The organism is Saccharopolyspora sp. NPDC000995 (genome assembly GCF_053599315.1).
This window is the reverse complement of the sequence record NZ_JBSFLZ010000071.1, coordinates 22,823-35,418: the sequence shown is the minus strand read 5'-3', so window position 1 is coordinate 35,418 and position 12,596 is coordinate 22,823. Positions and strand designations below refer to the sequence as shown.

General features: G+C 69.8%; 9 protein-coding genes, 1 pseudogene and 2 riboswitches. Of the genes and pseudogenes, 3 read left to right on the top strand and 7 right to left on the bottom strand.

Annotation, left to right across the window (positions count from 1 at the left end):
• Both ACWDKQ_RS22060 and ACWDKQ_RS22055 read right to left on the bottom strand, forming a co-directional pair.
• Positions 1-912: ATP-binding protein (locus ACWDKQ_RS22060; protein ID WP_450140632.1), on the bottom strand; the 912-nt coding region annotated here is incomplete at its 3' end.
• A 55-nt stretch (positions 913-967) separates the two neighbouring features.
• Positions 968-1,092, bottom strand: a riboswitch (cobalamin riboswitch).
• 523 nt (positions 1,093-1,615) lie between these two features.
• Positions 1,616-2,083: a GNAT family N-acetyltransferase gene (locus tag ACWDKQ_RS22055; protein ID WP_450140631.1), complete on the bottom strand. Its 468-nt coding sequence runs from the start codon at positions 2,081-2,083 to the stop codon at positions 1,616-1,618.
• A gap of 223 nt (positions 2,084-2,306) precedes the next feature.
• Here ACWDKQ_RS22055 and ACWDKQ_RS22050 point away from each other — a divergent pair, with 223 nt between their 5' ends.
• A complete protein-coding gene (locus ACWDKQ_RS22050; protein WP_450140630.1) occupies positions 2,307-2,621 on the top strand; it encodes an RHS repeat domain-containing protein in 315 nt (104 codons plus the stop codon).
• A 259-nt stretch (positions 2,622-2,880) separates the two neighbouring features.
• On the opposite strand, the pseudogene ACWDKQ_RS22045 reads toward ACWDKQ_RS22050, so the two are convergent.
• Both ACWDKQ_RS22045 and ACWDKQ_RS22040 read right to left on the bottom strand, forming a co-directional pair.
• Positions 2,881-3,233, bottom strand: a pseudogene (locus ACWDKQ_RS22045) (DUF4291 family protein).
• 122 nt (positions 3,234-3,355) lie between these two features.
• The gene (locus ACWDKQ_RS22040; RefSeq protein ID WP_450140629.1) at positions 3,356-4,183 is read right to left on the bottom strand and encodes a S1 family peptidase; all 828 of its coding nucleotides are present in this window, start codon (positions 4,181-4,183) and stop codon (positions 3,356-3,358) included.
• Between the two features lie 286 nt (positions 4,184-4,469).
• Between ACWDKQ_RS22040 and ACWDKQ_RS22035 the strand changes: the two genes are divergently transcribed.
• Positions 4,470-5,102: a LysE family translocator gene (locus ACWDKQ_RS22035; RefSeq protein ID WP_450140628.1), complete on the top strand. Its 633-nt coding sequence runs from the start codon at positions 4,470-4,472 to the stop codon at positions 5,100-5,102.
• Here ACWDKQ_RS22035 and ACWDKQ_RS22030 read toward each other — a convergent pair.
• Positions 5,016-6,242: an MFS transporter gene (locus tag ACWDKQ_RS22030; protein ID WP_450140627.1), complete on the bottom strand. Its 1,227-nt coding sequence runs from the start codon at positions 6,240-6,242 to the stop codon at positions 5,016-5,018. The genes ACWDKQ_RS22035 and ACWDKQ_RS22030 overlap by 87 nt on opposite strands.
• Before the next feature lie 220 nt (positions 6,243-6,462).
• Here ACWDKQ_RS22030 and ACWDKQ_RS22025 point away from each other — a divergent pair, with 220 nt between their 5' ends.
• Complete coding sequence (locus ACWDKQ_RS22025; RefSeq protein WP_450140626.1) at positions 6,463-7,368, top strand: LysR substrate-binding domain-containing protein; 906 nt, start codon at positions 6,463-6,465, stop codon at positions 7,366-7,368.
• A 170-nt stretch (positions 7,369-7,538) separates the two neighbouring features.
• Here the strand turns inward: ACWDKQ_RS22025 and ACWDKQ_RS22020 are convergent, their stop codons facing one another.
• Both ACWDKQ_RS22020 and cobN read right to left on the bottom strand, forming a co-directional pair.
• Positions 7,539-8,345 carry a S1 family peptidase gene (locus ACWDKQ_RS22020; RefSeq protein ID WP_450140625.1) on the bottom strand — a complete coding sequence of 269 codons (807 nt, stop codon included), beginning with the start codon at positions 8,343-8,345 and terminating at the stop codon, positions 7,539-7,541.
• A 255-nt stretch (positions 8,346-8,600) separates the two neighbouring features.
• Positions 8,601-12,260, bottom strand: a complete 3,660-nt coding sequence (gene cobN, locus ACWDKQ_RS22015; protein WP_450140634.1) for a cobaltochelatase subunit CobN — start codon at positions 12,258-12,260, stop codon at positions 8,601-8,603.
• Positions 12,261-12,329: 69 nt separating this feature from the next.
• Positions 12,330-12,444, bottom strand: a riboswitch (cobalamin riboswitch).
• Positions 12,445-12,596 lie beyond the last annotated feature (152 nt).

Here is a 12,596-nt window from a genome sequence, read left to right as displayed (position 1 = left end):
CGACGAGCCGACTTCCGCGCTCGACACCACTGTGCAGAAGACCGTGCTGGACCTGATCGAAGACGTCGCCGCCCACGACGGCACAAGCGTCCTGTCGACGTCGAAGGACGCGCACAGCGCGGAGATCCGGCGCAGCTCGGAGTCCGGGAGGATCACCGCGTCCACCCGGGCGCGGGCGGCCACGATCCGTGCGGCGAGTTCGGCGTCGGTGTCGGCCCACCGCGCGGCGAACCCGGGCGGGTCGGCTTCGAACGCCAGGCGGCGGCGCACCACCTCGGTCCGGGTCGCCACTTCGCGCGACGCGGCGACGTGCACGGTGAGCCCGAACCGGTCCAGCAGCTGCGGGCGCAGCTCGCCTTCCTCCGGGTTCATCGTTCCCACCAGCAGGAACGACGCCGCGTGCGAGACCGAGACGCCTTCGCGCTCGACGTGCGCGCGCCCCATCGCCGCGGCATCCAGCAGCAGGTCGACGAGGTGGTCGTGCAGCAGGTTCACCTCGTCGACGTAGAGCACGCCCCGGTGCGCGGCGGCGAGCAGGCCGGGTTGGAAGGCGCGGACTCCTTCGGTCAGGGCGCGTTCCAGGTCGAGCGAGCCGATCAGCCGGTCCTCGGTGGCTCCGACCGGGAGCTCAACTAGCTGGGCGGGGCGCTGCGTCGCGGCGCAGCCGTGCGGACCATCCGGGCACTGCGGGTCCGCGGCCTGCGGATCGCACCCGAAGCGGCAGTCTGCGATCACCTCCAGCGGCGGCAGCAACGACGCCAGCGCACGCACTACAGTCGACTTCGCGGTGCCCTTCTCGCCTCGGACGAGGACCCCGCCGATGCGCGGGTGAACGGCGTTTAGCAGCAGCGCCAGCCGGAGGTCGTCGTGGCCGACGACGGCGGAGAAGGGAAAGCGCGGGACAGCGGACATGCCGGGTGTTCCTTCCTCGGGGTGCGGACGCCCCGGTGGCGGGAACAAGGGGACGCAGTGTCCTGACTCCCGGATCGTCGCGCCCCTCCGGCCTTCCCGGGTCTCCCCGGTGGCTCGCGGGGGAGGGCCGCTCCCCGGTCACAGTGGCGCCGACCGTGCCGGATTCCCACCGGCTTCCTGGCGCACCCCTTGCATTCGGATCACCGTGCATCGTCGCAGATCCCGGCCACCTGACCAACCGACCACCACCCCGAGGAGACCAGCACCACTGGAGAGCGGCCTGCTCGCCTCACCGATGCGCCAGTTCAGGGCTGGGAGAACGCCGGTTTTTCCCTCCCCGTGCACGGCGATCTGCGATGGCGGCGCGAACGCACGTGGAATCTGGGGTCGCGCCGAATGGCCGGGCGGCCCCGGGGTCGGTGGATGCGCGAGCAGCAGGAAGTGCTCGCCGAACGAGGACGCGCTCCAACAGGCCCCTGGGCCGGAACAGACTCAGGCGCTGTCCGGGCCGGTGCGGGGCCGACAGAAGGGGTCCGCGGTTGACCCGGCCGCGAAGCGCCGGGGACAGGGCGACGGGTGCGGGGCAGCACGTCGCGGCGATCACGCCGTTGGGCGCACCCCGTTGCCGCTCCTCCACGCTCCATTTGGACGCCGGGATCGTGGCAGCCCTAAATACCGCGGTCAACCCCGCAAGTAGCGCCGATCACGCGCGGCGGCGCGGCTCGCGACGCATGTTGACGTGCGGGATGCCGTCCTCCAGGTATTCCACGCCGTCCTCGACAAAACCGAAGGAGCGGTAGAAGTCCGTGGCATAGGCCTGCGCGGCTAGCACGGCCGGCGAGTGCTGCACCTCGGCGACCGCGGCGCGCATCAGCTTGCGGGCCAGGCCAAGGCCGCGCGCGCCCTTGGCGGTGCAGACCCGCCCAATGCGGAAGGTGCCGTCGCGATCTTCCAGCAGGCGGAGATAGCCGAGCACGTAGCCGTCGACCGAGTCGATCCAGAAATGCCGGGTGGTCTCCTCCAGGTCGCGACCGTCCAGCTCCGGGTAGGGGCATTCCTGCTCGACGACGAACACATCGACGCGCAGGCGCAACATCCGGTAGAAGTCCTCGGCGTCCAGGTCCGCGGTGTAGGCGCGGTGGACGGCGGTCGCGAGCGGCTGAAGGGTCACTCTTACCTGGATATCACAGCCAGTCCCAAAACCCTCATTCACCAGCGCGGGGAGTAGTCAACACCACTCCAGCCGACGCCTTTGCGTTGCTCTGTTCGGGGTGGTTTCGCGCCGAAGCGCTGACCCTCCGCCGGGCCCGCGGTTAGCCTGCGCGGGATCAGTAGTCGATCGGTCACGGCGAGTGGTTTGGGGGGATTGGTTAGCGAACGGGTCTTCGGCGTCGATGGCGCGCGACGCGCAGGCCCGGGTAGTACTTCGCCAGCAAAGACGGTTATCGCGAAAGCCTGAAACATGGCGCTATTTCTGGGACGCGGACGACCGGTTGATCGGGGTCCTGACACCGGATGGCTCGCGCTGGCGCTATCGCTACGATCCGCTCGGACGCATCGCAAAGCAGCGCTTTGCGCCGGATGGTGCGAGCCTGCTGGAACAGGTCGAATTCGCCTGGGACGGACCGATTCTGGTCGAACAAGCGCCCACGGACGGCGTCCCCAACGGGCCCGGACTCGGCAACGCACGAGTCACTGTCTGGGATTAAGAGCTGGGAACCTTCCGCCCGATCACCCAGCTCGAACGCTCACCCGTGAGCCACGCACCGCAGCAATGGATCGACGAGCAGTTTTACCCCATCGTCACCGACCTGATCGGCGCGCCGTGCGAGATGGTCAACGACCGAGGCGGCATAGCCTGGTTTCACCGCACCACGATTTGGGGCAACACCCTTGACCAAAGCCGTGCGGGCGCGTACCCGTCCCTGCGGTTTCCGGGCAGTACAACGACAGCGAAACGGGACTCAACTACAACTTCCTACGACAGTGCGACCCGATTTGGATGGACCTCTGGTTCATCCGGCGGTGGTTCAGGTCGCGTTCCGGGTCCCATTGGACTCGGACCGGGCTCGCGCGCTGCCGTGGAGGTCGGGCTCGTAGTGGCTCAGGCAGGCGTGGTCGAGCGCCCATTCGAAGCCGTCTCGCGTGATCTCGACCGCTAGCACCCTTTCCTGGTCCGGTTTTCTCCCCCAGCCGCACCGGTAGGCCATCCACAGGAACGACGGCTTGGTCCACGTCCTCCGCTCGCGTTTGGACGGGGATACGAACGTCCCGGCAGCCAGCGCCGCATCTGCGATGGCATCCGAATACGCCTGGTACACGGTGATGGAGTACTCCGTGTGCTCAGCCCTGATCGGGCGGTACCCGCGCGGGCTTCCCCGATCTTCCACACCGCTCAGCCTGCGGGAGGGTCAGGTGCCGGCTCAACCGGATTTCGCCGCGGTCACAGCTGCGCCGACAGCTCCCCGGCGTAGCTGCTCAGCCGGGTGTACACCCCGGGCGTGTTTGGGCGGCCGCAGCCGGTGCCGTAGGAGACCACTCCGATCAGGCGGTTGTCCGCCACGATCGGGCCACCCGAGTCCCCGGCGCAGGCGTCCGTGCCACCTTCCTGGACTCCGGCGCAGAACATGCTCCGGGCGTCGTAGTTCGGGTATGCGGTCCGGCAGGTTTCATCGGTGGTGACCGGGACGTCAACCGCGCGCAGGGTGTTCGACGGCGGACCGGATTCGCTGGTGCGGCCCCAGCCGTAAACCCGCGCCACCGCCCCCGGCAGGTACGGCGCGGTTTCACCCGGGCCCACCACGTTCAGCGGGCGTTGCAGCATCGGGGCGCGCAGGGTCAGCACCGCGACGTCGTCGCCGCGGGTGTAGTCCTTGAAGCCGGGTTGGACCCAGATGCTCTCGATCTCCCCGACCACGCCGCGCTCCGTGCGCAGGTCGGTGCGTCCCGCGATCGCGCGCAGTCCCTCCGGAGCGCGCCTGGTGCCGGTCGTCGGGTCCACCGTGCAGTGCGCCGCCGTGATGACCTTGATCGGGCTCACCAGGGTACCGCCGCAGAACTGGCGGCCGTAGTCGTCGGTCACCGCCACCGCCCAGGGGGCGTCGTCCGTGCTGGTTTCCGAGCCGCCGAGCACGCGCGCCTCAGGTTGCCCCTCGGCGTTGGCCGCCACCGGGTGCAGTCCGGCCAGTGCCGTCACCGCGCCGGTGACCACGAGCCGCAGCAGCGCCCCCTTGCGCGCCGTTCGGGTACTGCGCTCACTGCCACGCCCCACGTCGTGCCTCCAGCTGTCGCGAATCTTGCCGACGGCACACCGTAGTCACCCCGATACCGGAACATCAGGAGGCACAACTCACACGGACTCAGGAGAATATTTCGTTAATATTGAATTTATCGGGAAATTTTACTGTGTACATCGATGATGGCAGCTGCTCATCCTTCTCGAACCACCACGGACCTGGAGCGCTCCTCGCGCCGGGTCCGTAAACCTTGCACGCCCAGGTGATCGATTCCACCCGATCAAGTGTTCAGTGCTGCGCGCTGTCGCGAAGGAGGATGCTGTGCTCGTGGACCTGACCCCGTTGCCCGCGTTCCTGCTGGCCAGCGCGGTCGTCATCCTCACCCCGGGAGTGGACGTCTTCCTGTTGCTTCGCACCTCGCTTGCGGCCGGCCGCCGCGCGGGGCTACTCGCGCTCGCCGGGATCCACAGCGCGAGCAGCATCCAGGTCGCATTGGTGATCTCCGGGCTCGGCGCACTGATCACCAGCCACCCGGCCGTGTTGTCCGTCCTGAAGTGGACCGGCGCCGCTTACCTCGTCTACCTCGCCGCGTCGATCCTGCGTGGGCTGTGGCTGACCAGGAAGGAATCCGCCGCGGGAGCGCTCACGACACCCCCGGCGGATTCGGCGAACCCCTACCTGCGCGGCCTCTTCAGCAACCTCACCAACCCGAAGATGCTGCTGTTCAGCCTGGCGTTCCTGCCGCAGTTCGTCGGCGCCGCCGCGCGGCCCGCGCTGCAGCTGGTGCTGCTCGGCCTGGCCTTCCTGGTGCTCGCCGTGATCTGGGAGCTCACGATCGTGCTCGGGGCCGCCCGCATCGCGACCCGCCTACAGCACCCCCGCGTCGCGAAGTCGCTGGATGCGATCAGCGCGGCGGCGTTCCTGACCATCTCGGTCGGCCTGGTCGCGGGCTGACACCGCCGCGCACGTCAGCAGCGCGAGCCCAGCCATCACGGCCAGCGCCACCGGGGCGGCGACGAACGGCTCCAGCAGGCTGACCGCGAGCGGCGTGCAGAAGCCCAGGTAGGCGATCGACCAGAACACCGCGGTCAGCCTGGCCAAAGTGGACGGTGGCGCGATGCGGCCGACCACGGTCAGGCAGAACGTCACGCAGAACCCGTAGCCGGCACCGAGCACGAGAGCGGCGAACAGCGCCAGCCCCGGCAGCACCCACCACGCCGCGACCGCCGCCAACGCGAGCCCGGCGGTCGTCGTGAGCAAGCCGACGACCGCCGGTGCGCGCTCACCTCGCTGCGCGACCCGCCGCGCCAAGGGCTGGACAACTGCCCCGAACCCCGGCGCCATCAGGGCGGCGACCCCGGCGAAGACGAGCTCGAACCCGGGCACCGCCGAGTCGACCTGCCCGGGGAGCACGCCGAAGGCCACGGTCGGCCCGACGAACACCCACGGCGCGACCGGCACCACCAACCGCAGGAAACGCGGATCCCGCAGGCCGCTGCTCTGCGGACCGGGCACGGCCTCGCGCGACCGCGCCTCCGGGCACGCCACCGCGAGCGACAAGCCCGCGATGCACAGGACCAGGTGCGGCATATATGCGCTGACCAGCGGGTTCGGTCCCCACTGCGCGATCAGCGCGGACACCAGGCCGCTCACGCTGAACCCCAGCGACAGCAGCACCCCGGCCCGTCGCGCGCCCACTCCGTCCTCGACGGCGGTGCCCAACGGCGGGTGCGACAGTTCGCGGACCCACGCGCTGCCCGCGGCCAGGACCGCGCCCGTGCTGATCCCGGCCAGCAGCCGCCCCACGACCAGCCATGGCGTGGCCAGCGCCCCCGCCATGAGCGCGGCGGTTCCGGCCGCGCTGATCGCGATCGCACCGAAGACGACGGGACGTCGTCCGTACCGGTCCCCCATCGGACCGCCCAGCAGCAGCCCCGGCAACAGGCCGGCCACGTAGAGCACGAGCAGGCCGGTCACGGCCTGCCCGGACAGCGCGAGTTCAGACCGGTAGCCCCCGAGCAACGAGGAGAACTGGTTCGCGCCCCAGCCCGCCGCGGTCAGCAGGAACGCGGCGGGCAACCACTTGTTCCGCACAGCGTCGGTTCTATGCCGGTCGAACGCGCGACCGCACCGGCCGTTCGGGATTTGTGAACGCGGCCGTGATTTCCGCATCGCCATCTCTTCCACGTCACGAAAAACCGGCGCACACTTGGTCCGTTTTGCCGGAAATTTCGTGCTCGGCACAGCCGTTCGCCCGCAATCTCGGGCAGAACTGCCCGGTGCCGCCGCTTCCCCCGCTTCGTACGCTGCAGGTATGGACCTGCGGCGGTTGGCGTCATTCCTCGCGGTTGCCGAAGAAGGCCACTTCGGCAACGCCGCGGCGCGCCTGTTCCGGTCGCCCGCGTCCGTCACGGCGCACGTCCAGCAACTAGAGCGCGAACTCGGGGCCCAGCTGCTCGACCGCTCACCGGTCCGGCTCACGCCGGCCGGCGAGCGGTTCATCGGGCACGCGAGATCCCTGCTGGCGGCGATGGACGCCGCGGTCGCGGACGTGTCCGAGGTCAGGACCGAGACCACGCTGCGGATCGGGGTCATGAGCAACGGCTCGGCCGAGCTCACCCCCGCCGTGGTGCAGGCCTTCCACCGCGCCCGCCCCGAAATCCAGGTCGAGTTCGTGGCGCTGGACTTCACCGAGCACGTATCCGCGCTGGTGCAGCACAGGGTCGACGTGGCGTTCGTGCGGCCCGCCCCGGACGACGAGCGGGTCGCCGTGGACGTGCTGACCACCGAGCGGCGGATCGTGGTGGTCCCAGCGTCCTGGGAGCTGGCCGACGCCCCGTCCGTCCAACTCTCCGACGTGCTCGAACTGCCCTACATCAGCCTTCCCGACCACACGCCGCGGCAGTTCACGGACTACCTCTACTTCGCCGCCGCGCGCGGCGGCCTGCCCCCGCACCGCAGCAGGTCTCATGCTGTGACCCCGCACGAGGTACTGACCACGGCGGCGGCTGGGCGCGGCGCCGGATCCGCGCTGGAGTCCTTCCAGCGCTACTACCCGTGGCCGGGCACGGTGTGCGTGCCAGTGCTGGACGCGCCGCCGGAGCACAGCGTCCTGGCCACCCGGGCGGACGACCGGAACCCGGCGGTGCGCATCTTCCGCTCGCAGGCCACAACCCTGGCACGCGAGCTGGGCCCGAAACTCCGCTTGACCGCCACCTGACGCCAACCGCTCCCGCACTGCAGATCTTCCAGCACCCGCCGGATCTCGTGGTCGGCCGCAGCTCTCCTGGCGTCGCGGCAACGGCGATCTTTGTCTAGGACGGCGGTCTACGGCAACAGACGTGACACGGCCGGGGCGCTCCAGCTGCGCCCCGGCCGCGTCGATCCGGGTCAGGAGCCCAGTTGTGCTTGGACGTCGTCGTGGTACGCCGACACCCGGGTGTAGATGCCTGGCGCGTTGGGCCGGGCGCAGCCGTTGCCCGTCGAGACGATCCCGACCAGCTTGTTGTCGACCACCAGCGGCCCACCGGAGTCACCCTGGCAGCTGTCCTTGCCACCCTCAGGGAAACCGGCGCAGATCATCGCGTCGGGCTTGTACTGCGGGTACGCCTTCTGGCATTCCTGGTCGCTGACCAGCGGTACTTCGGCCTTCTGCAGGGTCTGCGATGCCTGGCCGCCTTCGGCGGTGGCGCCCCAGCCGAGCGCTGAGGACATCTTCCCCGCTTCGTAGAGCGAGCCGTCCTCCTTGCCGGCCAGCACGAGCGGTTGCTGCGGCAGCTCCTGATCCAAGGTCAGCACCGCGACGTCCGCGCCGCTGGTGGCGTTCTGGAAGCCCGGGTGCACCCAGATGCCGGTCACCTTGGCGACCGTGCCCTCGGTGGTCTTCTTGTCCTCTCGCCCGGCGACGACCTGGACCGACTCCGGTTTCTCCCCCGAGACGCAGTGCGCGGCGGTCACGATCTTGTTGGCCTTGGCGACTGTGCCGCCGCAGAACTGGTTGCCCTGCGGGTCGGTCAGGTACACCACCCAAGGGTGTTCGGCGATCTTGGCGGGTTTGCCGCCCACGATGGGCGGTGCCTTGGCCTTTGAGGTGCCCCCACCCGCCGCGTTGGCCGTCGTTGTCAGCAAGCCCGACGACAGGGTCGCCGCCGCCAGCAGCCCGGCAATCGACCACATCCGGCGCTTCGTGTCTGCCATCACCGTTGCCTCCTCCCCCGGAGCCATCCGGCACGCCGTCGTTCGACCTGCCGCCTCCGGCTCGTCCAAGAGTGTCCATTAGAAAGAGGATCAGAACCCGCTGTTGGATACACCTGAGCCAGCCAGGGCAACCCGATCGAGTGGAAAAAGCGCACTATTACCACTCGGTCGGACTAACACCACTGTCCACATAGGACTTTGACCACATGGCCAATTCCCTTGCCTGGAAAGAGTAATTCCACGCTTGCCGAGAGCTCAGTCCTCCAACTGCCCCTCCAGCTCCAGGTAGACCGCGCGGAGATCGTCGAGCACCGACGCGTCCGGCTCGGCCCACAGACCGCGCTCAGCCGCCTCCAACAGGCGTTCTGTCATGCCGCGCAACGCCCACGGGTTGGACTGCCGGAGGAACTGCTGCACCTGTTCGTCGAACACGTACGACTCGGCGAGCTTGGTGTACATCCAGTCGTCGACGACACCGGCGGTCGCGTCGAAGCCGAACAAGTAGTCCACTGTGGCCGCGAGCTCGAAAGCGCCCTTGTAGCCGTGTCGCTGCATGGCCGAAATCCACTTCGGGTTGACCACGCGGGCCCGGAAGACCCGCTTGGTCTCCTCGCCAAGCGTCCGCGTCTTGACCGCGTGCGGCACCGCCGAGTCGCCGACGTAGGCGGCCGGGTTCTGCCCCGACAGCGCGCGCACCATGGCCACCATGCCGCCGTGGTACTGGAAGTAGTCGTCGGAGTCGGCGATGTCGTGCTCGCGGGTGTCGACGTTCTTCGCCGCGACCTGGATGCGGCGAAACGCCGATTCCATGTCGGTGCGCGCCTCGCGTCCGTCCAGGCCGCGCCCGTAGGCGTAGCCGCCCCAAGTCGCGTAGACCTCGGCGAGGTCGGCGTCGCTGCGCCAGTTGCGGGCATCGATCAGCGGCAGCAGACCCGCGCCGTATGCGCCCGGCTTGGAGCCGAAGATGCGCGTCGAGGCGCGCCGATCGTCGCCGTGGTCGCCGAGGTCGGCGCGATAGTGCGCGGCGACGTAGTTGTCCTCGTCCGGTTCGTCGAGCTTGGCCACGGTCTGCACCGCGTCGTCGAGCAGCGCCACCACGTGCGGGAAGGCGTCGCGGAAGAAGCCGGAGATGCGGACCACCACGTCGATGCGCGGCCGGCTCAGCTCCGCGACCGGAACCACGTCGAAGCCGGTCACCCGGCGCGAGGCGTCGTCCCACACCGGGCGGCAGCCCAGCAGCCACAGGATTTCACCGAGGTCGTCGCCCTGGGTGCGCATCGCGGAGGTGCCCCACACGGTCAGCCCGACCGAACGCGGGTACTCACCGGTGTCCTCGCGGTGGCGCGCCAGCAGCGAATCGGCCAGCGCGGAGCCGACATCGAAGGCGTTGCGGGACGGGATGGCCTTCGGGTCCACGGAGTAGAAGTTGCGGCCGGTGGGCAGCACCGAGATCAACCCACGCGTCGGCGATCCGGACGGACCGGCCGGGACGAAGCCGCCACCCAGCGCGTGCAGGATGTGCTCGACCTCTTCGGTGGTGCGCGCCAGCCGCGGCGCGACCTCCGTGCAGGCGAAGCGCAGCACCTGCGCGACCGATTCCAGCGGCGTGCCGAGAACCCCGGCGACGACCTCCTCGACCGCCGCGGCCTGCCAGCCCGCTTCGGCCAGCGCGACGATCAGCTTGCGCGCCAAGGATTCCAACAGGTCCACGGCGTCCGACGCCGATACCGAAGGCCCTTCGACCAGCTGCGTCAGCGCGCTCGGCACGGCTGCCCCGGCACCCGGTTCGGCCAGCAGCACCTGCTCGTCGAGTCCGAAGTGGACGGCCAGCGCGGACCGCAGCCCGGGCAGCGCGCCGACCTTTCCGCCGAAGACCTGGCGGGCGCGCAGGATCGCGAGGACGTCGTTGACCAGCTCCTCGCCCACCGGCGCGCGACCCAGGATGTGCAGTCCGTCGCGAATCTGCACGTCCTTGATCTCGCACAGGTACCCGTCGATGTGCATCACGAAGTCGTCGAAGGACTCCGCGTCGGGCTGGTCCGCCTGGTGCAGGTCGCGGTGCAGCTCCGCGGCGGTGACCAGCTCCCAGATCTGGTTGCGCAGCGTGGGTTTCTTCTCCGGGTCCAGGTCTGCGACCAGCGCGTACTCGTCCAGCAGCTGCTCCAGCTTGGCGATGTCGCCGTAGCTGTCCGCCCGGGCCATCGGCGGGATCATGTGGTCGACCACGACGGCGTGCCCGCGGCGCTTGGCCTGGGTGCCCTCGCCCGGGTCGTTGACGATGAACGGGTAGATCAGCGGCAGCTCGCCCAGCACCGCGTCCGGCGCGCAGTCCGCCGCCAGTCCCAGGCCCTTGCCCGGCAGCCATTCCAGGGTTCCGTGCTTGCCCAGGTGGATCACCACGTGCGCGCCGAACTCCTCGGCCAGCCACCGGTAGGCGGCCAGGTACTGGTGCGACGGCGGCAGATCCGGGTCGTGGTAGATCGCGATCGGGTTCTCCCCGAAGCCACGCGGCGGCTGGATCATCAGCACCACATTGCCGAAGCGCAGCGCCGCGACGTAGATCGAGCCCTCGTCGTCGACATACAAGCTGCCGGGCGGGGCACCCCAGTGCTCCGTCATGGCCGCCCGCAACGACTCCGGCAGCGCGTCGAACCACTCGCGGTAGCGGGTGGCGGGCACCCGGATCGCCGCCTCGGACATCTGGTCCTCGGTCAGCCACTCGACGTCGTGCCCGCCCGCGGCGATCAGCCGGTGGATGAGGGTGTCACCGTCCAAACCGGACACGTCCAGCCCGCCGAGATCGTAGCCCGCGGTCTCCAGCGCGCGCAGCAGCACGACGGCCGATGCTGGGGTGTCCAGGCCGACGGCGTTGCCGACGCGGGAATGCTTCGTCGGGTAGGAGGACAGGACGACGCCGAGCCGCTTGTCCTCGTTGCCGACGTGGCGCAACCGGGCCAGCGACACCGCCGTACCCGCGACGCGGCGAGCGCGCTCCGGATCAGCGGCGTAGACCGGGATGCCGTCCTCGCCACTTTCCTTGAAGGAGAACGGAACGCTGATCAGCCGACCGTCGAACTCGGGCACCGCGACCTGCATCGCCGCGTCCATCGGCGACAGCGCCGCATCGCTTTCCTCCCACACAGCGCGACTGGTGGTCAGGCACAGGCCCTGCAGGACCGGGATGTCGAGCTCGGCGAGCGCGCCTGCGTCCCAGGAGTCCTCGTCGCCGCCCGCGCTCGCGTCCGCCGCGACGGCACCGCCTGCGGCGAGCACCGTCGCCACCAGGGCGTCGCAGCCTTCGAGCAGTTCGCGCAAGCCTGCCGCGTCCGACAACCCGCGCAACGAGCCGCAGAACACCGGCACTGCGTTGGCACCGGCGTTTTCCACCTGCTCGGCCAGGGAATCCACGAAACCGGTGTTGCCCGCCAAGGCATGGGCCCGGTAGAAGACGATGCCCACCGTGGGCCTCGCCGGGTCGTGCGGCCGAAAGCCGTGGCGGCCGAACTCGGGCGTCTGCTCCGGCGCGGCGAAGCCCTCTCCGGTCAGCAGCACCGTGTCGGAGAGGAACCGGGCCAGCTGGGCGAGGTTGTTCGGCCCGCCTTCGACAAGGTAGGCCAGCGCCTGCGTGGTCACCCCGGCGGGCACGGTGGACAGTGCCATCAGCTCGGCGTCCGGGGTGGCCTCGCCGCCGAGCGCGACGGTGGGGACGCCGGAGGCGAGGACCGCGTCGAGGCCCTCATCCCAAGCCCGGCGGCCGCCCAGCAGGCGGACCACCACGACGTCCACCCCGGCGAGCAGTTGCGGGACTTCTTCGAGGGTGATGCGGGCGGGATTGGCGACCCGGTAGCCGGCGTCGGCGGCGCGGGCGGCCAGCAGGTCGGTGTCCGCAGTGGACAGAAGCAGGACACGGGTCATTTCGCGGGCAGGCTCGCTCACAGTCGTCCTCTCTCGGGGTGCGCGCCCCGGTGGGGTCACGGCGGCCGGAGTGTCCTGGCTCCCAGATCGCCGCAGGTCCCACCTTCCCGCCCGCGGGCGGTGGCACGTGGGGCTGCTCCCCGGTCACAGTGGCGCGACCACCCCGGATTCGCACCGGGTTCCTCCGCGACACCGCCGTCTTGCTCGCCGCCATCCTAACGGCCACCTCACCCCGCACCAGGACTCCGCCGAAGGTCACCTCTTCGCTGGTGAACCCCGTGAGCGCCTGGGCAGCGATAGAGGCGGCTGCCAAACGCGCCCTGCGTAGCGGTGCGG